This window comes from Vibrio sp. PID17_43, assembly GCF_002608565.1.
Taxonomy (GTDB): domain Bacteria; phylum Pseudomonadota; class Gammaproteobacteria; order Enterobacterales; family Vibrionaceae; genus Vibrio.
In genome coordinates, this window is the sequence record NZ_LIXM01000022.1 from 55,497 (window position 1) to 78,216 (window position 22,720).

Here is a 22,720-nt window from a genome sequence, read left to right on the forward strand (position 1 = left end):
TGAATGCCACTTTCTCGTCTCATCATTCAGCAGTTTCGAAACATTAAAGCCTGTGATATTGACTTATCAGCAGGCTTTAACTTTCTTATAGGGCCAAACGGCAGTGGAAAAACCAGTGTCTTAGAAGCCATTTACTTACTCGGACACGGTCGATCGTTCAAAAGTTCACTGACCGGTCGAATCATCCAAAATGAGTGTGCAGAGCTGTTTGTCCATGGTCGTTTTTTGAACTCGGATCAATTTGAGCTACCTATCGGCATTAATAAGCAGCGTGATGGCTCAACAGAGGTTAAAATAGGCGGCCAATCTGGACAAAAATTGGCACAACTCGCACAAGTTTTGCCTTTGCAGTTGATACATCCGGAAGGGTTTGATCTACTAACGGATGGCCCAAAACATCGTCGTGCATTCATCGATTGGGGCGTGTTTCACACCGAGCCTGCTTTCTATGATGCATGGGGACGTTTCAAGCGTCTTAACAAGCAACGTAATGCACTGCTTAAAACTGCCAGAAGTTATCGCGAACTCAGTTATTGGGATCAAGAAATGACACGTTTGGCGGAAAACATCAGTCAATGGCGAGCACTATACATCGAACAGATGAAAACCGTAGCGGAAGCCATCTGTCAGACATTTTTGCCAGAATTTGAGATCCAATTGAAGTATTATCGTGGTTGGGATAAAGACACGCCCTACCATGAGATACTAGAAAAGAATTTTGAACGTGATCAGTCATTGGGTTACACCTTTAGCGGTCCAAACAAGGCTGATTTGCGGATTAAAGTGAATGGAACGCCCGTTGAAGACGTTCTGTCCCGCGGTCAATTAAAGCTCATGGTGTGTGCTCTGCGTGTGGCGCAAGGGCAACATCTTACCGAGATGACCGGAAAACAATGTATTTACCTAATTGACGACTTTGCGTCGGAATTAGACAGCCAACGTCGAAAGCGTCTTGCGGACTGCTTTAAAGAGACGGGCGCACAAGTATTTGTAAGCTCTATCACTGAAAGCCAAATCGCCGATATGTTAGACGATACTGGCAAAGTGTTTCATGTGGAACATGGCAGGATAGAGTCAAACTAAAAGAGAGAAACTCATGTCTGAAAATTACGATTCATCGAGTATTAAGGTACTGAAGGGTCTGGATGCGGTACGTAAGCGTCCAGGTATGTACATCGGCGACACGGACGACGGCACCGGTCTTCACCATATGGTTTTCGAGGTGGTGGATAACTCAATTGATGAAGCGTTGGCAGGTCACTGTAAAGACATCGTTGTGACAATTCATGAGGACAACTCGGTTTCAGTTACAGATGATGGTCGTGGCATTCCAACAGAAATGCACCCGGAAGAAAAAGTATCAGCAGCAGAAGTTATCATGACGGTACTTCACGCGGGTGGTAAGTTTGATGATAACTCATACAAGGTATCAGGCGGTCTTCACGGTGTCGGTGTCTCGGTAGTGAACGCACTGTCTGAGAAAGTAGTGCTCACTATTCATCGTGGCGGCCACATCTATACCCAAACTTACCATCACGGTGATCCTCAAGCACCGCTTGCAGTGGTTGGTGATACAGATCAAACGGGGACACAAATTCGTTTCTGGCCAAGTGCCGAGACTTTCACCAATATTGAATTCCATTACGATATTCTAGCGAAACGTCTGCGTGAGCTTTCTTTCCTAAACTCTGGTGTTTCTATCAAACTGATTGATGAGCGTGAAGCAGACAAACATGATCACTTCATGTTTGAAGGTGGTATCCAAGCATTTGTTCAGCACCTAAACACCAACAAAACGCCAATTATCGAGAAAATCTTCCACTTCGACTATGAACGTGAAGATGGCATCGCCGTTGAAGTGGCAATGCAGTGGAACGACGGCTTCCAAGAGAATATCTTCTGTTTCACTAACAATATTCCACAGCGCGATGGTGGTACTCACCTTGCAGGTTTCCGTGCGGCATTAACGCGGACGCTAAACACCTTCATGGACAAAGAAGGCTTTTCTAAGAAAGCAAAAACAGCAACATCGGGTGATGATGCACGTGAAGGTCTGACTGCAGTTGTTTCGGTTAAAGTGCCGGATCCAAAATTCTCAAGCCAAACCAAAGACAAGCTAGTTTCTTCTGAAGTGAAATCAGCGGTTGAATCGGCGATGGGTGAAAAACTGTCTGAGTTCCTAGTAGAGAACCCATCTGAAGCGAAGATGGTATGTTCAAAAATCATCGATGCAGCTCGCGCTCGTGAAGCCGCGCGTAAAGCGCGTGAGATGACTCGTCGTAAAGGCGCACTAGACCTAGCAGGCCTGCCAGGTAAACTTGCAGACTGCCAAGAGAAAGACCCTGCGCTTTCTGAACTCTACATAGTGGAGGGTGATTCGGCAGGCGGCTCCGCAAAACAAGGCCGTAACCGTAAAAACCAGGCAATCCTACCGCTAAAAGGTAAGATCCTGAACGTAGAAAAAGCGCGTTTCGACAAGATGCTTTCTTCTCAAGAAGTCGCAACACTGATCACCGCACTAGGGTGTGGCATCGGTCGTGACGAGTACAACCCGGACAAACTGCGTTACCACAACATCATCATCATGACCGATGCTGACGTCGATGGTTCGCACATCCGTACGCTACTGTTGACTTTCTTCTACCGTCAAATGCCAGAGCTTATCGAGCGTGGCTACGTGTACATCGCTCAGCCACCACTGTACAAAGTGAAGAAAGGCAAACAAGAGCAGTACATTAAAGACGAAGACGCGATGAACCAGTACCAAGTGGCATTGGCACTGGATAACGCATCGCTACACGTAAATGCTGAAGCGCCAGCACTGGCAGGTGAAGCGCTAGAGAAACTGGTTCAGCAATACAATGCAGGCATCAAGTTAGCAGACCGCATGAGCCGTCGTTACCCAAGTGCATTGGTTCACGAGTTTATCTACACGCAGCGTCTAACGGCAGAGCAATGCCACGATGCAGCAGCAGTCGAAGCATGGACTAAGCAGCTTATTGAGCAGCTAAATGCGAAAGAAGTGGGCGCAAGCCAATACAGCTTCGAAGTTGAACAGCATGAAGAGCTAGGTTTCAGCTTGCCTAAGATCATTGTGCGTACTCACGGTGTGACACACAACTACGTACTGAGCGCGGATCTATTGAACTCAAAAGAGTACGCTAAGCTAGCGGATCTTTCTGAAGCATTAGATGGCCTGATTGAAGAAGGTGCTTACATCAAGCGTGGCGAGCGTACTCAACCAGTAGCAAGCTTTGCATCTGCACTTGAGTGGCTAATCAAAGAGTCGCGTCGTGGTCTAAGCCTACAGCGCTACAAAGGTCTAGGTGAGATGAACCCAGATCAGCTTTGGGAAACCACCATGGACCCAGAAACTCGCCGCATGATGCAAGTAACGATTGAAGATGCCGTTGGTGCCGATCTGCTGTTCACTACATTAATGGGTGATCAAGTAGAACCGCGTCGTAACTTTATCGAAGAAAACGCACTTAAAGTAGCGAACCTAGACGTGTAGTCGATAAGACGCTGTCAAACATAATGAAAAACGCCATCTCGTAAGAGGTGGCGTTTTTTAATGGTTTGAATACCGAATACGGAGCGCTGCGCTAACCGAATACAGAACAGCTTGACGCGACTGAAAGGCAAACAGACGATAATCCGTAATCCGTAATCCGTAATCCGTAATCCGTAATCCGTAAAAAGTTTTTAGTTCCCCCTTGAAAGCCCATTTTTCGACCTTATATCTAGTTATGAAGAGGGATAGCTAGCTTGCTCAACAAGAGAAGAATAGCGCCTCAGGGATCGCTAAACGAGATCGCTCAGGAGAGGATACTCAGTATTGGCACACAACTTGACCCTAGATTCGACATCATGTCCCTGAACCTAAAGAGTAGGTCAGAGGAATGCATCATCGGATCCCTTAGCTCGGCGTTTTCTTGCATAAATGCGCCACGTGGATGACCTTCATCCGGGCTAAGACTATTGCTTAAAAGAGGATAGATTATGCGTAATGTAGATTTCTCACCACTATACCGTAATGCAATTGGCTTCGACCGTCTGTTCAACCTGATGGAAGCAAGCTCTGCGAAGAATACTTCTGGCGGTTACCCTCCATACAACATCGAGAAAAAAGACGAGCACAACTACCGTATTACTATGGCAGTGGCAGGTTTTGCTGAAGATCAGCTCGAGCTGACTCAAAACGAAAACATGTTGATTGTGAAGGGCGAGCGTAAAGCAGAAGAAGGCAAAAGCTACGTCTACCAAGGCATTGCTGAACGCGATTTTGAACGTAAATTCCAACTAGCGGATTACGTAAAAGTCGTTTGTGCATCAATGGAAAACGGCCTACTTCATATTGATTTAGTTCGTGAAATTCCAGAAGCAATGCAACCACGTAAGATTGCTATCGGTGGTAACAACCTGATTGAAAACAACTAATCAGTAAACCACCCGGATTATAGAATGAGAAAGAGCGCCTTCCATGATGGAAAAGGGCGCTCTTTTTAGTTTGGGCTTTCAACGTCACCATTCCAAAGAGAAGAGCGACTGAACTAGAAAATCTATTTACCTTCGCGATAAGCCTTTTCTACTTCTTCTGCGATAATTGCAATGCCTTTCTGCATCATCTCATCGTCTTGAACGTAGTTCATGCGTAAGCATTGATGAGCATGATCCCATTCGTCTTTCTGACCAATAAAGAAGTATTCACCCGGGACAATCAATACACCACGCGCTTTTAAGCGTTGGTACAACGCCATCGTGGTGATTGGGAGTTCATCAAACCATAACCACAAAAAGATAGCACCTTCCGGTTTGTGGATGCGGAATCGCTCATCGGTAATCGCTTCTTGGAGCAGTTCAACCGCACGTTGCGACTTCTGCTTGTAGAACGGCTTAATCACCTCTGAACTCAGTTTAAGCAGTTCTCCTTTACCAATGATGTGGTTTGCCAGTGCTGGGCCGACACTGCCCGGTGCTAGGCTGATGATGCCGTTCATGTTGGTTAACGCTTGAGTGATTTCTTCACTCGCAATCACAATCCCACAACGTACACCTGGCAGACCAAGCTTAGATAGGCTCATGCACAGGATAGTATTTTCATTCCAGAATGGTTCGACATCTTCAAAAATGATGTTCGGAAACGGTAGGCCGTAGGCGTTATCGATGATCAGCGGGATGTTATTGTCACGTGCCAGTTTATCCAACTTACGCACTTCTTCGTCTGTCAGTACGTTACCCGTAGGGTTAGTTGGGCGAGATGCACAGATCGCTGCAACAGAGTCATCGACTTTTAGCTGCTCAAAATCGACATGGTATTTAAATAGCCCATTCTCTAACAGCTCGATTTCTGGGTGGTAAGAGACAAAGATATCTTCATCAATCCCTGCATCACCGTAGCCGATGTACTCAGGCGCGATTGGTAGCAGGACTTTCTTGTGTGAACCATCGGGCTGTTTACCTGCCAGTAAATTGAACAAGTAGAAGAAGCCACTTTGGCTACCGTTAGTCAGGCTGATGTTCTTCTCACTGATGTCCCAGCCATAAGTTTCACGGAATAACTGAGCCAGTGCTTTAACAAACGCATCTTTGCCCTGCGGACCATCGTAGTTGGCGAGGGCGGCGACGAGCTCCCCACTGGCGAGCATTTCTTCACTGGCTTGGCGAAAGTAATCGAGCATGACAGGAATGGCGGCTGGGTTACCCCCACCGAGCATGATGGCACCTGGTGTGCGCAGACCATCATTCAAATCGTCCATTAACTGCGTGATACCGGAATACTGATTAAATTTTTCACCAAACTTAGAGAACTGCATTTGTCGTTATACCTAATTCATTGTGATTGCTTTGTGTATGTTTGTGCCGATGTTTTATCGGCTTATCGAGTAATCCTTGACCTTACCTCAATGCGTAATTAACGCAAAGTGTGAATTAAGCCGAAAAAGAAAAAAGTGTGTCATCAGACCAGGGGTACGAGAGAAAAAGGCAAAAAGAGCAATAAAAAAGGGAAGCTTATGCTTCCCTTGCTGGTGGAGAGAGTGTGAGTTACTCACCGGTGTAAACAATCAGTACCTTATCGTCTTGGTATTGACGCTCGAACGCGTAGTAACCTTCTTGGTTACGAGTGATGTGCTTACCTTGAGCAACCGCTGGGTGGCGTTTACGGAATTCGCCTAGCTTTTGCCAATGTTGCAGGAGATCTTCACGCTCGCCATGAATCTTTTCCCATGGCATATCAGAGCGAGTGCCTTGATGAGCATCTGAGCCGGTAACGCCGAAGTCACGAGCGATCTCATCACCGTAATAGATTTGTATAGCACCTGGCGCCAGCATCAGTGCACTGGCTGCACGAGCTTGATCGTCAAAGCTACGACTGCGTGCCGACCAGAACAATTGAGTATCGTGTGAAGACAGGTAGCTCAGCACGTTGAACTCAGGATCGGTATTGATGCGTTCTGCGTAGCGACGGTAGTCACCATCAAGCTGAGCGAAACACTTCAATGCTTTTGGTGCAACATCGGATTGGAACTCGAAGTTGATGATGGAATCGAAGCCGTTATCAAAATACGGGCTTTTCACCACGCTGTGCGCCCACACTTCACCTGTCATCCAGAAAGGAAGGTCATCTAAGGCTTTGTCTGGGTTGTTTTGCTTCCATTCAGCAAGGGCTTGAGTGGTGCTTGCTTTCAGCTCTGCCCAGGCTTTCATTTCAACGTGTTTGGCGGTGTCGACACGGAAACCATCAATGCCGTAGTCACGTACCCAATCGGATAACCAGCGAATGAGGTGTTCACGTGGGGTTTGCAGTTCAGCTTGCGAATTAGTGTCTTTATTGCGGAAGAAGTTTGGTAATCCGGTTTTCTGTGTTGATTCGGTTTTGAGATCCGGCAAATAGTTCAAAGACATGGTGATGTCGTTGTAGCCCGGCGCATCGTAATCACCGATATCGGTGCGAAGCCAATCTTTGCCCCACCATTTCTCCCACGCTTCGCTATCACCGTATTTGATGTAGTCGTTGAAGCTGTGCCAGCTTTGTCCCGATTTTGGTTGCCAGTCGGTCCATTTCTCACCAAGGATTTCTTTCGCTTCTTGGTCATCAAGGTAAAGCTGACCAAATCCGAATTCCTGCATGTCTGCTAATGTCGCGTAGCCGGTGTGGTTCATGACCACATCCCAAATCACGCGGATGCCTTTTTTGTGCGCGGTATCGACGAAGGCTTTCAGTTCATCTTCGGTACCCATGTTGGCATCTAATTTTGTCCAGTCTTGATGGTAGTAGCCGTGGTAGCCGTAGTGCTTAAAGTCGCCTTTATCACCGCCTCCAACCCAACCATGGATTTGTTCCAGTGGCGAGGTTATCCAAATTGCATTCACACCAAGGGATTCGATGTAATCGAGTTTTTTTGTCAGGCCTGCTAAGTCACCACCGTGGAAGGTACCTATCTCGTATTGGCCGTCCTTGCTACGACCGTAGCTGTTGTCGTTGTCTGGGTTGCCGTTATAGAAACGGTCGGTCATAACGAAGTACACCGTCGCGTTATCCCAGCGGAACGGTTTCTCGGCTTGCTGCTCAACTTCTTCTAGCAATAACAGGCCTTGGCTCATAGGACCAGGCTGCATGGTCACACTGCCATTAGTTACCGTGGCTTCTTGTCCGGTTAATGCATCACGAACGACAGTGCCATCAGTAAAGGTTTGGGTAACGTCGATGGTTTTTGGCGTATCAGTCGCTACAGGACAAGAGTAGGTGATGTCCTGATTCTGTTTGGGCTTTAGTTTAACCGTTAGCTCGTTAGTGTTAGGGTTAAGCGCAAATTGATAGGTATTGGCTTTGAAGATGCGTAGTGGCATGTTCGCATCTGTGGCACAGTTATCCATTTTTAATGGACGATTGAACTTGATGCGGTTTTCTTCTGCTAGGGCAAAGCGACTGCCACAGCTTTGTTTGCTGTCGGCAATGGTAAAGGTGTAGCTGCCTTTTTCTAGTTTTTGCTCTGCGACAAGTAACCCTTCAGAGTTTTTTTCGAACACGGTAGTGTCGTCACCAACGGTTAATACGATGGCATTTTCTGGTATTTGGTTACAGGCGCTCAGTAGACCGATAGACAGTGCGAGAATTGTTTTTTTCATTGTGTCCTTCTCCCGAATAAACAGCCTAGTTATAGCAAAACAGTGCCTCTACAATCCGAGCTCTGCACCGATAAGTTAAACGCATCTCACCCTACAAATTTTCGTATTGTTCACAAAATGAATAATAAATGCTGCTCACATCAGTTTGAAGACAACAAAAAAGGGAAGCATCAGCTTCCCTTTTACTTATCTCTTGATCACTTCTTTAGAGTAATGAATTACTTTTGCAGAAGCGAGATGTCTGCGATCTGTAGGAACAGGTTACGCAGGTTGTTCAGTAGTGTCAGACGGTTCTTCTTAAGTGCTTCGTCGTCTGCCATTACCATGACGTTGTCGAAGAAAGCATCTACGGACTCACGTAGGTCAGCAAGTTTGCTTAGGGCTTCTTGGTAGTTACCCGTTGCAAATGCAGGCTCTAGCGCTTCTGTCATTACTTCAACGTTTTCAGCTAGGGTTTTCTCAGCGTCTTCTTGTAGTAGCGCAAGATCGATCTCTGCGGCTAATTCACCGTCGAATTTCGCGAGGATGTTACCTACACGTTTGTTCGCTGCGGCTAGCGACTCAGCGGCTTCTAGCTCACGGAAGTGAGAAACCGCTTTAACTCGTTGGTCGAAGTCTGCTGGTTTAGTCGGACGACGCGCGAGTACCGCTTGGATGATATCTACGCTGAAACCGGCATCTTGGTACCATGCACGGAAGCGACCTAGCATAAATTCGATCACGTCAGTTTCGACACTTTCGTTGGTTAGCTTGTCGCCAAACTGTACTTTCGCTTCGCGGATAAGGTCAACAAGGTCTAAGTTGTAACCATTTTCAACGATGATACGTAGCACACCTAGTGACGCGCGGCGCAGTGCGAATGGATCTGAGCCTTTCGGCGCTTGACCAATGCCGAAGATACCAACAATCGTGTCTAGCTTGTCAGCCATCGCAACCGCTGAAGAGACGCCGTTTGATGGCAGTTCATCACCCGCGAAACGAGGCATGTACTGCTCGTATAGCGCCAGAGCGACTTGCTCATCTTCACCATCGTGACGTGCGTAGTGCATGCCCATTACGCCTTGAGTATCCGTGAATTCGAATACCATTGACGTCATCAGATCACATTTTGCCAGTAGGCCAGCACGTGTTGCTTTATCGACATCCGCATCAATTTGCTTAGCGATGTAGCCCGCTAGAGCAGCAATGCGATCGGTTTTGTCTTTGATCGTCCCCAGTTGCTTCTGGAAGATCGCTTGTTCTAGTTCAGGTAGACGGTCGATAAGCGGACGCTTACGGTCTGTATTGAAGAAGAATTCAGCATCAGCAAGACGAGGACGAACCACTTTCTCGTTACCTTCGATTACGTAGCGAGGTTCTTTCGATTCAATGTTTGATACGAAGATGAAGTTAGGAAGTAGCTTCTTATTCTCGTCATACACAGGGAAGTATTTTTGGTCACCTTTCATGGTGTAAACCAAGGCTTCAGAAGGTACTTTTAAGAACTCTTCTTCGAACTTCGCTGTTAGCACGACTGGCCATTCAACCAGAGACGTGACTTCTTCTACTAGGTCATCTTCTAGATCAGCGATACCACCAACTGCTGCGGCTGCTTTTTGTGCGTCAGCGAGAATGATCGCTTTACGCGCTTCGTAATCTGCCATTACTTTACCGCGCTCTTCTAGGATCGCAGGGTATTGCTCAGCAGAATCGATAGTGAACTCTCGCTCACCCATGAAGCGGTGACCACGAATAGTGCGGTCAGATGCGACACCGAGGATTTCACCCTCGATTAGGTCGCTGCCCATTAGCATGGTTAGCGTTTTTACTGGGCGGATAAATTGAGTCGTTTTGTTACCCCAACGCATTGGTTTTGCGATAGGCAGGTTTGCTAGTGCTTTCGCTGCAAGTTCAACTACGATCTCAGACGTTGGCTGACCTTTCACTTCTTGTTTGAACAGTAGCCATTCACCTTTGTCCGTTACCATGCGCTCTGCTTGGTCAACCGTGATGCCACAACCACGCGCCCAGCCTTGAGCGGCTTTCGTTGCGTTGCCTTCTGCGTCAAATGCAGCAGAAACTGCAGGACCACGCTTTTCAACGATTTTGTCTGCTTGGCTTTCTGCTAGTGCTGCGACTTTAAGTGCAAGACGACGAGGAGCCGCGAACCACTTCACGCCTTCGTGAGCAAGCTCAGCGTCTTTTAGTTCTGCTTCGAAGTTTGCTGCGAATGCTTCAGCTAAAGTGCGAAGTTGCGTTGGTGGTAGCTCTTCTGTGCCTAGCTCGATTAGAAATTCTTTTGCCATGTTATTCTACCCCTTACGCTTGTTCTTTCTTACACATTGGGAAGCCAAGCGCTTCACGCGATGCGTAGTATGCTTCTGCAACGGCTTTCGTCAGATTGCGGATGCGCAGGATATAACGTTGACGTTCAGTTACTGAGATCGCTTTACGTGCGTCTAGTAGGTTGAATGCGTGACCTGCTTTTAGGATGCGCTCATAAGCGGGTAGCGGAAGTGGTTTTTCAAGCTCAAGCAGCGATTTACACTCTTTTTCACACTGTTCGAAGAAGCTGAATAGGAATTCAACGTCAGCGTGCTCGAAGTTGTAGGTTGATTGTTCTACTTCGTTCTGGTGGAAGATGTCACCATAAGTCACGTTAGAGCCGTCTGGTGCGACGTTCCAAACAAGATCGTAAACGGAGTCTACTTCTTGGATGTACATTGCTAGACGTTCGATACCATAAGTGATTTCGCCAGTGACTGGCTTACACTCAAGACCGCCAACTTGTTGGAAGTAAGTGAACTGAGTCACTTCCATGCCGTTTAGCCAAACTTCCCAGCCTAGACCCCATGCGCCTAGTGTTGGGTTTTCCCAGTTGTCTTCTACGAAACGGATGTCGTGTACAAGTGGGTCAATACCAAGTATTTCTAGAGAACCTAGGTACAACTCTTGGATATTGTCTGGTGATGGTTTTAGCGCTACTTGGAATTGGTAGTAGTGCTGAAGACGGTTAGGGTTTTCACCGTAACGGCCATCAGTCGGACGACGTGAAGGTTGTACGTAAGCTGTCGACATTGGCTCTGGGCCAAGCGCTCGTAGACAGGTCATTGGGTGAGAGGTACCCGCACCAACTTCCATATCTAGAGGTTGAACAATGGTACAACCATTTTGAGCCCAATAATCCTGCAGCGCGAGGATCATTCCCTGGAAGGTTTTGATATCGTATTTTTGCATAAGTTTGGTTCGCGCGATTCTCTTATTACTCGTCAATTCGTCTCTTTTGCTGAGTTTTCTAACCTCAACAATGGCGATTAAGAGTAATTACGGTTGAATAAAATAACAATCAAGTATACCCAGATATTGAGTATGGGAGTAGCGCTAATCTTGATTAATTCGTGGACGATTTTCGCCTTTAATGAATTTTTACCACTTTATCTGCTGAAATTTTCTTAAAAGGGCGTTTTCGCTGAGTTTCACTCTTGAGGTGATGTTTAAACATGGCTAGAATTGCGCCTGTCTTTGGGGAGTAGCTTACTCGATGAAATGTCTGTTTCATCTCGTTCGTTCGTCAACATAATTGGTGCAAAATCACCATGGCGTTCGAGACTCATCAACCCGATGAGTTTAGCAAGACCTTAGACAAATTATCATGAACCGGGGTGGGGCGTGAGGTTTGTCTACGGTTAAAATAATTATCCCGCCCCCAATGAGCATGTCGTGAGCGTTTTAGCTATTTCAATTACTACCGTAGCGTTAGCAGAAATTGGCGATAAGACCCAATTGCTATCTCTATTACTTGCCAGTCGTTACCGTAAGCCGATTCCTATTATTGCAGCCATCTTTTTGGCAACCATTGCCAACCACGCTTTGGCTGCATGGTTAGGTGTGGTCGTCGCCGATTACTTATCGCCAGAAGTATTAAAATGGGTGCTGGTGGTCAGTTTTGTTGCCATGGCGGCTTGGGTTCTGATCCCAGATAAGTTGGATGATGACGAGCAAATTTCTAACCGTGGCCCTTTTATTGCCAGTTTTATTGCCTTCTTTGTGGCTGAGATTGGTGACAAAACACAGATCGCGACCTCGATTTTGGGTGCGCAATATGCGGATGCATTAAGTTGGGTCGTTTTAGGTACGACGATCGGCATGTTGCTGGCCAATGTGCCTGTGGTTCTGATCGGTAAATTATCGGCAGATAAGATGCCGTTAGATCTCATTCGTAAGATTACTGCGTTGCTATTTGTTGGTTTAGCGATTGCTGCTGCACTATTTTAATTTTACGTTTTCTAAATGCGGTGACGGAGCAATGACGAGTTAAGTGATGGGGTGGTCAAACTTTGCCTCAAAATCGTTCAGGAGCGTGACGGATGACGTATTAGTGTCATACTTGTCATGGTACTTTAATTGTGTGAATGATAGCGAGAGGGCAAGTTTATGCTGACACGTTACATGGGGATGACCCCAAAGAATCAGAGTTATTTATTCACCTTTGGTTTGGCATTATGCCTACTGGCGATGGTGTTAACTGACATGTGGTTGCCGATAGTCGCGGGATCTTTCATTCTTACCGGTTTGACGGTAGAAGCGTGGATTCGGGTCGCTCACATCATTCCGATGCATGAAGAAATGCGGGCGATGAAAAAGCAATTAAACAAGCTACAATCAGAAATTCGCACATTAGAATACGACGAATAGATAAACGGCAGCTCATTGAGCTGCCGTTTTTTTGGTTTGCAGAGTGGCGATTATTCCAAACCTTTCTTAATCAAGTACTGATATGGAAGCTGTTCCGTTTGTGCAGCAACCAGTTGGTGATCCATAAATCGGCAGAAACTCGGGATATCTCGGGTTGTGGACGGGTCGTCTGCTTTAACCAGCAATACCTCACCATCTTGCATATTTCGAATTGTCTTCCTGACCATCATCACTGGCTCTGGGCAGCGTAGTCCTTCCGCCTCTAACGTCGTTGTCGCCAGTTCAGGATTAAAATTCATAGTGTGATTCTCGTAACTTACTTAACGGTGAATTTTACTTTCGTTGAAAAAATATTCAATAACCACTTGGCAAACAGATTTTTTTGATTTACCTTAAATTAACAATTTGGTAACAACTGGCAAGGAGAGGCGATGTTAACCGCATTAGACAGACTTACGATATATTCGGTTTTATGCTTTATCTCGTTCTGCGCTTTAGTACTCAGAACGCCAGCTGAAACCTCATTAATGCCTCTTGCAGGCATGAGTGCAACGATTATTGGGATTTGGATTGAGATGCACAAATGGTCTGGTGCGTCCGAGCAAGAAAATTAGCGCTTCTTGCTTCAATCGAAACTTATAGACACTGCTCACTTATTTTTAACGACACTTAATTCCGACACTATCCCCAATTTTCTTGGGCTTCCCCGCTGAAAGGCGGGATTTTTTTTGCCTGAAGAGTACAATTTATCCAAATCCCCTAAATGATAAGTGGCAAATCGTGGAATTAGAAGATATCTATCGTCGAGATCTTAACTTATTGGTCGCGTTGCGCGTGCTGATTGAAGAGAGCAGTGTCAGCAAGGCAGCAACGCGCTTGAATTTAAGCCAATCTGCGATGAGTCGTGTGCTCGGGCGCTTGCGCGACCTGCTCGGTGATCCGTTGTTTACACGCCAAGGTCAGCACTTGATCCCAACCCAAAAAGCGTTAGAAATCGATCGTTCCTTAGGCGAACCATTGGAGTCTTTACGTCAGTTGTTGTCGCCACGCGAGTTCGATCCACGTAATTGCGATCAAACCTTTAATATCGCCACCACCGATTACGCAATGCAGACGATTCTGCCTTTTGCTTTGCCGCGTATTTATCAAGAAGCGCCGAATGTGTCTTTTAATTTCTTGCCACTGCAACACGATCGTTTATCTGAACAGTTGACTTATGAGAGTGCCGATCTCGCTATTTGTCGCCCAACCGGTCCTGTTGAGCCACTGCGTAGCGAAGTGCTTGGCCGAGTCGGGGTGCTGTGTATGCTCTCCAAGCAACATCCATTAGCAGAGAAAGAGATGAGCTTAGATGATTACCTTCGCTATCCGCATGCGATGATTGCGATAAGTGATGGAGTCAAAGCGTTGATTGAGCAAGCCTTAATCGAAAAACCAAAACGTAAAATGGTGCTGCGTGCTTACCATTTGGAAGCGGCACTGGCGATCGTCGATACTTTACCAATCATCATTACCGTGCCTGCGGATTTGGCGTATTTGGTTGCTGACCGCTATGATTTGGTGGTGAAGCCATTGCCATTCCATTTCACCCCGTTTGAATATTCAATGATTTGGCATGCGCGCTGTGAACATTCGCCAGCTCAAGAGTGGTTGCGTGCGGTAGTACGAGAAGAGTGTAGTCGCCTGATCGTTAAGCGAATTGAGGATATGGGATTGGACTAGTTTTCCGAAAATCGAAATAGCAAATAGCAAAAAGCCGGGCAATGATGAATGGCCCCGGCTTTGTTTATTTTATAGAGTTGCTAGCGCTTATAGCTTGATAACCACACGACCAGTTACTTGGCCGTTAGTGATGTCTTCTGCGTATTTTGGTGCTTCTGCTAGTTCTACTTCAGTACACGCTTGTTCGAAGTAGCTGTCTGGTAGTAGTTCAACCAATTTTTCCCATGCTGCTGTACGTTTTTCAAATGGACATGAAACAGAGTCCACACCTTGTAGGCGAACGTTACGTAGGATGAATGGCATCACTGTCGTTGGTAGATCGAAGCCACCTGCAAGACCACAAGCGGCGACTGCACTGTTGTAATCCATTTGCGCCAATACTTTTGCGAGAACTTTGCTGCCTACGGTATCAATGGCACCTGCCCATACTTGCTTTTCAAGTGGACGAGCAGGTTCTTCAAATTCAACACGATCAATAATGCGGCTCGCACCCAGTTTCTCTAGTAATGGACCGTTTTGTTCAACACGACCTGTCACGGCAGCCACCTTGTAGCCAAGCTGAGCTAATAGTGTGACTGCGACAGAGCCAACACCACCACTTGCGCCAGTGACTAAGATTTCACCCGCTTCAGGTTTGATACCCGCATCTAGCAGAGCTTGAACACATAGCATGCCAGTGAAGCCCGCTGTGCCAATCATCATCGCTTTCTTGCTGTCTAGACCTTTAGGTAGTGGTACTAGCCAATCCGCTTTTAGACGAGCACGTTGCGACATACCACCCCAGTGGTTTTCACCCACGCCCCAACCTGTTAGGACCACTTTGTCGCCAGTTTGGTAACGTGCATCTTCAGAGCTGACTACCGTACCTGCTAGGTCAATACCAGGCACCATCGGGAAGTTACGGATGATTTTACCTTTACCTGTGATCGCAAGGCCGTCTTTGTAGTTTAACGATGAGTAATCAACGTCAATTAGAACGTCGCCTTCAGGCAGCTGTGTCTCATCGATTTGCTCGATGCTAGCGATAGTACGTTTGTCTTCTTGATTTAGAACTAGAGCATTAAACATAAGGTTCTCCGAATGTGCGGTAGCGTGACTCTGGGTCACATGCAGCAAGATATCAACTGGTACTGAGTGTATGTCTTCTTTGTTTATGAATAAAATGAAACTTGAGCATTTAACGCATGCTTTTTATGCATGTGGATAATATGGAGCAAAAAACAAAGGGCGACATCAGATGCCGCCCTTAAGTGTAATACTAAAACTTTTCAGTATTGGTTTATTTGCTTGTGATTGTTGGGTTGATCACGACGATCATCAAACAATTATGGACGTTCAAATACTGTAGCAATGCCCTGACCTAAACCAATACACATGGTTGCTAGACCATATTTTGCGTCTTTGTCTTCCATTAGGTTGATCAGCGTGGTTGAGATGCGCGAGCCTGAACAACCAAGTGGGTGACCCAATGCTATCGCACCGCCGTTGAGGTTGACCTTTTCATCCATTACTTCAAGCAAACCTAAGTCTTTCGCACACGGTAGTGATTGTGCAGCGAATGCTTCGTTGAGCTCAACCACGTCCATGTCTTCAATCGATAGACCTGCACGTTTAAGCGCTTTTTGCGTTGCAGGAACAGGGCCATAACCCATGATGGAGGGATCGCAGCCCGCAATAGCCATGCCTTTAATACGTGCGCGGATCTTTAAGCCAAGTTCGTTGGCTTTCTCTTCGCTCATGATCAACATAGCTGAAGCGCCATCAGACAGTGCCGATGATGTACCTGCAGTTACGGTGCCGTTTGCTGGATCGAACACAGGACGAAGTTGAGAAAGACCCTCTACAGACGTCTCAGGACGAATCACTTCATCGTAATCCAAGGTGAACAGGGTGCCGTCGGCTGCGTGACCTTCAATTGGTAGGATTTCATTTTTAAAACGACCTTCGACGGTTGCGGCGTGCGCTCGGGCGTGAGAGCGCGCTGCAAACTCGTCTTGTTGCTCACGGCTAATGCCATGCAGTTTACCAAGCATTTCAGCGGTTAACCCCATCATGCCGGCGGCTTTTGCTACGTTTTTTGATAGGCCAGGGTGGAAGTCGACCCCGTGGTTCATTGGTACGTGACCCATGTGTTCAACACCACCGATCAGACAGATTTCAGCATCGCCAGTCATGATCGCACGAGTACCGTCATGCAGTGCTTGCATGGATGAACCACACAGACGATTAACTGTTACCGCACCAACTTCAATTGGCAGACCCGCAAGTAGCGCCGCATTACGCGCAACATTGAACCCTTGTTCTAAGGTTTGTTGTACACAGCCCCAGTAGATATCTTCAATCTCGCTTGGATTCACTTGCGGGTTACGTGCCAGAATTCCTTTCATTAGGCGCGCAGACAGGTCTTCTGCTCGTGTATGACGGAAAGCACCACCTTTAGAGCGACCCATTGGAGTACGTAGACAATCGACTACGACAACATTTCTTGTTTGATTAGTCATTTTAGAATCCCTCCTTAGATAGAACCTTGCTGTTGTGTGCCGTAAAAGCTTTCGCCTTTCGCTGCCATATCAATCAGCATTTGCGGTACTTGGTACATTGCACCTAGCTCTGAGTATTGTTTTGCCATGGCAACAAACTCAGCGATGCCTACACTATCTAGGTAGCGGAATACGCCGCCGCGGAATGGAGGGAAGCCAAGGCCGTAAACCAGTGCCATATCCGCTTCTTGAGGAGTGGCTATGATGCCTTCTTGCAGACACAGTACCACTTCATTGATCATTGGAATCATCACTCGATTGATGATGTTCTGGTCATCAAAGTCCTGCTTATCGGCACAAACGTCAGCGAGTACTGGCAAGATATCTTCAGAGAAGGTTTTCTTAGGCTTACCTTTTCTATCAATGGTGTAGCTGTAGAAACCACTGCCATTCTTCTGACCGTATTTGTTTGCTTCGAATAGTGCATCGATCGCATCGCGACCTTGTTTGCCCATACGCTCAGGGAAACCTTGTGCCATTACTGCTTGTGCGTGATGAGCGGTATCAATACCAACGACATCGAGCAAGTACGCCGGTCCCATCGGCCAGCCGAATTTGCGTTCCATGACTTTGTCGATTTTCGTAAAGTCTGCGCCATCACGAAGTAGCATGCTGAAGCCACCAAAGTATGGGAATAGAACGCGGTTAACAAAGAACCCTGGGCAGTCGTTGACGACAATTGGTGATTTGCCCATTTTCGCTGCGTAGGCGACAACGCGATTGATGGTTTCATCTGAGGTGTGTTCACCACGGATAATCTCAACAAGAGGCATGCGATGCACAGGGTTGAAGAAGTGCATACCACAGAAGTTTTCTGGGCGTTTTAGTGATTTTGCTAATAGGTTGATTGGAATCGTTGAGGTATTTGAGGTGATAACGGCATCGTTACCGACATGCGCTTCCACTTCAGTTAGAACTGCCGCTTTTACTTTCGGGTTTTCAACTACGGCTTCAACAATCATGTCCGAGTCTTCAATACCCGCGTAATGTAAGCTTGGTGTGATAGACGCTAAAATGCCCGCCATCTTAAAGCCATCAATGCGGCCGCGAGATAAGCGTTTATTAAGCAGCTTAGAGGCTTCGGTCATTCCTAAGTCGAGTGATGGTTGTGCGATGTCTTTCATTAAGACTGGCACGCCTTTGAGTGCAGATTGGTATGCGATGCCGCCGCCCATGATGCCCGCACCAAGTACGGCTGCACGTTGTGTATCTTTACTTGCAGACCTAGCGGCTTTTTTAGCAATGCCCTTGATGTATTGGTCGTTAAGGAACAAGCCAACCAGTGATTTTGCTTCCTCTGACTTAGCCAGTTTTACGAAGTGCTTACGTTCAATGTCGAGTGCTTCGTTACGAGCAAAGCGAGCGCCTTCTTCAATAGTAATAACGGCTGTCATTGGCGCAGGGTAATGAGGCCCAGCTTTTTGTGCCACTAGCCCTTTCGCCATAGTAAAGCTCATCATCGATTCAATTTTGCTTAGTTTTAGCGGTGATGTTTTTTGCTTGCGACGTGTTTGCCAATCTAGCTTCTCATTAATTGCTGATGTCAGAGTTTGTAGTGCTGAATCATAAAGCGCATCAGTATCAACGATTGCATCTAAAAGACCAATCTTTAATGCTTCATCGGCGCGGCATGCTTTACCTTGAGTGATCACTTCCATGGCGCTGTCGGCACCGATGACACGTGGCAGACGTACACAGCCACCAAAGCCCGGCATGATACCCAGTTTGGTTTCTGGTAGACCGATGCTGGTGGTCTTGTCACCAATACGCATGTCAGTGGCAAGCACACACTCACAACCGCCACCCAAAGTGTGACCTTTTAGTACCGAGATCGTTGGGACGGGTAAGTCTTCTAGCTTGTTAAAAATGCTGTTCGCAAATTGCAGCCACTGATCGAGTTCAGCGTCTGTTTTAGCAAAAAGACCTAAGAATTCGGTGATGTCCGCACCAACAATGAACGCGTCTTTATCTGAGGTGAGCATCAAGCCCTTCAGTCCTTGGTGCGCAATCAAGGCATCAAGTGCTTTGTCGAGTGACTCTAGTGTTGCTAGGTCGAGCTTGTTGACGGATTTTGGAGAGCAGAAGCTAAGCTCTGCAATACCATTGTGTACTTCCTTTACCTGTAGGGTTTCGGCTTGGTAAATCATTGTCTATCTCCATGACATACAATCTTGGATTGTCTGTATACCGATTTGATGTTGGCTAAAGGCCGTGTGATACAACAAATAGATATAGAGGAAAGTCGTTTATTCTTATTCTGGTTAGACCAGTGAGATTAGTTTGGACCGCAGATTGGTTAATTTCAATACATTTTTCAAACAAGTGTTTAACATTGTGCGCTAGTGCAGATCTTATGCGACGTGTAAATCGGTCTCGTGATAGACTTTGAACAAAGAAAAAAGTGACCTAATTCTATGAATGACCAACCTTATCTGATCCCAGCTGAGCTTATGCAATTTGAAGAAGAGATCAAAAAGAGCCTCTTTATTACCTATTTGGCTCATACTCCTAGTGTAGAAGCGGCGAAAGCATTTGTGGAGCAGATAAAATCCAAACACTCTGACGCAAGACATAACTGCTGGGGTTTTGTTGCTGGCAGGCCAGAAGACTCAATGAAGTGGGGGTTCAGTGATGATGGTGAGCCCTCCGGTACCGCAGGTAAACCAATACTCGCTCAATTGTCAGGATCAGGTGTCGGAGAAATCACAGCCATAGTGACGCGTTATTATGGTGGTATTCGATTAGGTACAGGAGGACTAGTGAAAGCTTATGGTGGTGGTGTACAACAAGCTCTCAAGCAGCTTCAAACAATTGAGAAAAAAATAACCACAAAGCTCAGACTAGAGTTAGACTATGGCTTTATACCTATCGCACAGTCGTTAATGCCCCAGTTCGGTGCGGCTGAAGTCGACGCCGAATACAGCGATCAGGTGGTATTAATCGTGGAAATCGAGCTACGTGAAGTGAGCGCGTTTACCCAAGCTATCATCAACAAAAGTGGTGCAAAGGCAATTGTCACCCCACTAGACGGACAATAATGAAAAATAGGAAGCCACAGGGACAGCTTCGCTAGTCAATTAATCCATGCAATTTCGTTCAATTATTCGAATCGTCGGGCTATTGCTCGCGCTTTTTAGTGTCACAATGCTTGCGCCTGCACTGGTTGCGCTTATCTATAGAGATGGGGCGGGTGTACCGTTTGTCACGACATTTTTTGTTCTCCTTTTATGGGGAGGGGTATGTTGGTTTCCAAACCGAAGGCATAAGCACGAGCTTAAAGCACGTGATGGCTTTCTTATCGTTGTTCTTTTTTGGACGGTTCTAGGTAGTGCAGGTGCCATTCCTTTTCTGATTGCAGATCATCCAAATGTTTCTGTAACCGATGCCTTTTTTGAGTCTTTCTCTGCTTTAACGACCACTGGTGCAACGGTGATCGTCGGACTCGATGAGTTGCCAAAAGCGATTTTATTCTATCGCCAGCTTCTACAATGGTTTGGTGGTATGGGTATCATCGTATTGGCGGTAGCAATTCTTCCAGTTCTCGGCATCGGTGGTATGCAGCTGTATCGCGCCGAGATACCCGGACCAGTCAAAGACACAAAGATGACCCCTCGTATTGCAGAGACAGCAAAAGCATTGTGGTACATCTACTTAAGTTTGACTATCGCATGTGCTGTGGCATTTTGGTTGGCAGGCATGACGCCTTTCGATGCAATCAGCCATAGCTTCTCCACCATTGCCATCGGTGGTTTCTCCACGCACGATGCTAGCATGGGCTATTTTGATAGCTACGCCATTAACATGATTACCGTTGTCTTCTTGTTGATTTCGGCATGTAACTATTCTTTGCATTTCGCCGCGTTTGCGTCTGGTGGTGTGCATCCTAAATACTATTGGAAAGATCCAGAGTTCCGCGCGTTCGTCTTTATTCAAGTAGTCCTGTTCTTGGTGTGCTTCTTATTACTGTTGAATCATCACTCGTATGACTCGCCTTATGATGCCTTCGACCAAGCGTTATTCCAAACCGTGTCTATATCTACTACGGCAGGTTTTACCACTACTGGTTTTGCTGATTGGCCGTTGTTCTTACCAGTGCTGCTATTGTTTTCTTCTTTTATAGGCGGTTGTGCAGGTTCGACTGGCGGCGGCATGAAAGTGATCCGTATTCTATTGCTGACTTTACAAGGTGCACGTGAACTGAAGCGTTTAGTCCACCCTCGTGCGGTGTACACCATCAAAGTGGGTGGCAGTGCCCTACCGCAGCGTGTCGTTGATGCAGTTTGGGGATTTTTCTCTGCTTACGCATTGGTGTTTGTAGTATGTATGTTGGGTTTGATTGCAACAGGAATGGACGAACTAAGTGCATTCTCTGCGGTGGCCGCAACACTAAATAACTTAGGGCCAGGTTTGGGCGAAGTTGCACTTCACTTTGGCAATGTTAATGACAAAGCAAAATGGGTATTGATTGTTTCCATGCTATTTGGTCGTCTGGAAATATTTACCTTACTTATTCTACTTACGCCGACGTTTTGGCGTAGCTAAGGGGAAAACGTGGCAAAAGCATTATTTCTATACTCTTCACGTGAAGGGCAAACGAAAAAAATTCTTCACTATATAGATGAACAACTACCAGGCTTCGATTGCGAGTTGGTGGACTTACATAATGTAGAGACGATGGATTTCAGCCAGTATGACAGAGTATTGATTGGCGCTTCTATTCGTTATGGCCATCTTAATAAGAAGCTATACCAGTTTATTGAGCGAAATTTGACTCAACTCGAGCAACACAAAGTGGCGTTTTTCTGTGTCAATCTAACTGCTCGTAAAGAAGACCAAGGAAAAGACACACCAGAAGGTAGTGCTTATATTCGTAAGTTCCTGATTAAGTCGCCATGGAAACCAACTTTGATTGGTGTGTTTGCTGGCGCACTTTACTACCCACGTTATGGTTGGTTCGATAAAACCATGATTAAGTTCATTATGTCGATGACAGGTGGCGAAACTGATACAACGAAAGAAGTGGAATACACGAACTGGGAAAAAGTTGCTCTTTTCGCCGATAAGTTCAAATATCTGTAGGAATAACGTGCTCTTTTAAGCGTTTTTGCTTCAATTTTATTCGAACAATAAAAAAATCAAAAAAAACGTGAAAAAGGGCTTGCCAATGTGATCGCAATCTCTATAATGCCACCTCGCTGACACGGCAACGCTTCGAAAGAAACGAAGTTGAGTTGGCAAGCCAATTAGCCAAGCGGAAACGCTTGAAAGAAAGTTTGAAAAAAGTGGTTGACACTAAACTTTAACTCGCTAAAATGGCCGTCCGATTTGAGCGAAGCTCAATAGGGAAGCTCTTTAACAATATAGACCTATCAATCTGTGTGGGCACTCGTTGATGATAATCCAATTAGAAACTTCGGTTTCAAATTAGGTTTCAATGAACTGAGTGACCAATCAAGTCGCAAGACTTGGCACAGTCAATTCATTATCGTTCTGTTGGAACGATAATAGCTTTAAAATTACATTAGTAGTTTTGAAGTCAGTATTCATTGAGCCGAACAAAATCTTAAATTGAAGAGTTTGATCATGGCTCAGATTGAACGCTGGCGGCAGGCCTAACACATGCAAGTCGAGCGGCAGCGACAACATTGAACCTT

Annotated in this window: 18 protein-coding genes and 1 rRNA gene; 11 read left to right on the forward strand and 8 right to left on the reverse strand. The window is 46.3% G+C overall.

The features are described 5' to 3' along the window. The first annotated feature begins 3 nt into the window (after nt 1-3). The 3 genes from recF to AK965_RS15760 all read left to right on the forward strand — a co-directional run bounded on the left by recF (nt 4) and on the right by AK965_RS15760 (nt 4,440). The gene (gene recF / locus AK965_RS15750) at nt 4-1,083 is read left to right on the forward strand and encodes a DNA replication/repair protein RecF (protein ID WP_099080502.1); all 1,080 of its coding nucleotides are present in this window, start codon (nt 4-6) and stop codon (nt 1,081-1,083) included. 13 nt (nt 1,084-1,096) lie between these two features. Continuing rightward, nucleotides 1,097-3,514 (forward strand): DNA topoisomerase (ATP-hydrolyzing) subunit B, encoded by a 2,418-nt coding sequence (gene gyrB, locus AK965_RS15755; RefSeq protein ID WP_099080503.1) that lies wholly within the window; start codon nt 1,097-1,099, stop codon nt 3,512-3,514. A 488-nt stretch (nt 3,515-4,002) separates the two neighbouring features. Continuing rightward, the gene (locus tag AK965_RS15760) at nt 4,003-4,440 is read left to right on the forward strand and encodes an Hsp20 family protein (protein ID WP_099080504.1); all 438 of its coding nucleotides are present in this window, start codon (nt 4,003-4,005) and stop codon (nt 4,438-4,440) included. A gap of 122 nt (nt 4,441-4,562) precedes the next feature. Here AK965_RS15760 and AK965_RS15765 read toward each other — a convergent pair whose 3' ends face one another. The 4 genes from AK965_RS15765 to glyQ all read right to left on the reverse strand — a co-directional run bounded on the left by AK965_RS15765 (nt 4,563) and on the right by glyQ (nt 11,346). Next, nucleotides 4,563-5,816 carry a valine--pyruvate transaminase gene (locus AK965_RS15765; RefSeq protein ID WP_099080505.1) on the reverse strand — a complete coding sequence of 418 codons (1,254 nt, stop codon included), beginning with the start codon at nt 5,814-5,816 and terminating at the stop codon, nt 4,563-4,565. Between the two features lie 229 nt (nt 5,817-6,045). Next, nucleotides 6,046-8,130, reverse strand: coding sequence for an alpha-amylase (locus tag AK965_RS15770; protein WP_099080506.1), 2,085 nt, complete (start codon nt 8,128-8,130; stop codon nt 6,046-6,048). Nucleotides 8,131-8,348: 218 nt separating this feature from the next. Next, nucleotides 8,349-10,415: a glycine--tRNA ligase subunit beta gene (gene glyS, locus AK965_RS15775; RefSeq protein WP_099080507.1), complete on the reverse strand. Its 2,067-nt coding sequence runs from the start codon at nt 10,413-10,415 to the stop codon at nt 8,349-8,351. Between the two features lie 13 nt (nt 10,416-10,428). Further along, nucleotides 10,429-11,346, reverse strand: a complete 918-nt coding sequence (gene glyQ / locus AK965_RS15780; RefSeq protein WP_099080508.1) for a glycine--tRNA ligase subunit alpha — start codon at nt 11,344-11,346, stop codon at nt 10,429-10,431. 483 nt (nt 11,347-11,829) lie between these two features. On the opposite strand from glyQ, the gene AK965_RS15785 reads away from it, so the two are divergent. Further along, a complete protein-coding gene (locus AK965_RS15785; protein WP_099080509.1) occupies nt 11,830-12,384 on the forward strand; it encodes a TMEM165/GDT1 family protein in 555 nt (184 codons plus the stop codon). A 159-nt stretch (nt 12,385-12,543) separates the two neighbouring features. Further along, complete coding sequence (locus AK965_RS15790; protein WP_099080510.1) at nt 12,544-12,804, forward strand: hypothetical protein; 261 nt, start codon at nt 12,544-12,546, stop codon at nt 12,802-12,804. 50 nt (nt 12,805-12,854) lie between these two features. Here the strand turns inward: AK965_RS15790 and tusA are convergent, their stop codons facing one another. Next, complete coding sequence (gene tusA / locus AK965_RS15795; protein WP_099080511.1) at nt 12,855-13,103, reverse strand: sulfurtransferase TusA; 249 nt, start codon at nt 13,101-13,103, stop codon at nt 12,855-12,857. Between the two features lie 132 nt (nt 13,104-13,235). On the opposite strand from tusA, the gene AK965_RS15800 reads away from it, so the two are divergent. Beyond that, entirely contained in the window at nt 13,236-13,418 is a 183-nt protein-coding gene (locus tag AK965_RS15800; protein ID WP_005458692.1) for a hypothetical protein, read from the forward strand. Nucleotides 13,419-13,584: 166 nt separating this feature from the next. Further along, nucleotides 13,585-14,526 (forward strand): LysR family transcriptional regulator, encoded by a 942-nt coding sequence (locus AK965_RS15805; protein ID WP_099080512.1) that lies wholly within the window; start codon nt 13,585-13,587, stop codon nt 14,524-14,526. An 87-nt stretch (nt 14,527-14,613) separates the two neighbouring features. On the opposite strand, the gene AK965_RS15810 is transcribed toward AK965_RS15805, so the two are convergent. From AK965_RS15810 to fadB, 3 genes are all read right to left on the reverse strand, one after another. Beyond that, entirely contained in the window at nt 14,614-15,594 is a 981-nt protein-coding gene (locus AK965_RS15810) for an MDR family oxidoreductase (protein WP_099080513.1), read from the reverse strand. A gap of 257 nt (nt 15,595-15,851) precedes the next feature. Beyond that, the gene (fadA, locus tag AK965_RS15815) at nt 15,852-17,027 is read right to left on the reverse strand and encodes an acetyl-CoA C-acyltransferase FadA (protein WP_099080514.1); all 1,176 of its coding nucleotides are present in this window, start codon (nt 17,025-17,027) and stop codon (nt 15,852-15,854) included. Between the two features lie 14 nt (nt 17,028-17,041). After that, nucleotides 17,042-19,213 (reverse strand): fatty acid oxidation complex subunit alpha FadB, encoded by a 2,172-nt coding sequence (fadB, locus tag AK965_RS15820; RefSeq protein ID WP_099080515.1) that lies wholly within the window; start codon nt 19,211-19,213, stop codon nt 17,042-17,044. Between the two features lie 267 nt (nt 19,214-19,480). Between fadB and AK965_RS15825 the strand changes: the two genes are divergently transcribed. The 4 genes from AK965_RS15825 to AK965_RS15845 form a co-directional block, all read left to right on the forward strand. Then, entirely contained in the window at nt 19,481-20,104 is a 624-nt protein-coding gene (locus AK965_RS15825; protein WP_099080516.1) for a YigZ family protein, read from the forward strand. Between the two features lie 46 nt (nt 20,105-20,150). Then, nucleotides 20,151-21,608 carry a TrkH family potassium uptake protein gene (locus tag AK965_RS15830; protein ID WP_099080517.1) on the forward strand — a complete coding sequence of 486 codons (1,458 nt, stop codon included), beginning with the start codon at nt 20,151-20,153 and terminating at the stop codon, nt 21,606-21,608. Between the two features lie 9 nt (nt 21,609-21,617). Continuing rightward, nucleotides 21,618-22,145 (forward strand): menaquinone-dependent protoporphyrinogen IX dehydrogenase, encoded by a 528-nt coding sequence (gene hemG / locus AK965_RS15835; RefSeq protein ID WP_099080518.1) that lies wholly within the window; start codon nt 21,618-21,620, stop codon nt 22,143-22,145. A gap of 486 nt (nt 22,146-22,631) precedes the next feature. After that, nucleotides 22,632-22,720, forward strand: a 16S ribosomal RNA gene (locus AK965_RS15845); the annotation flags it as partial.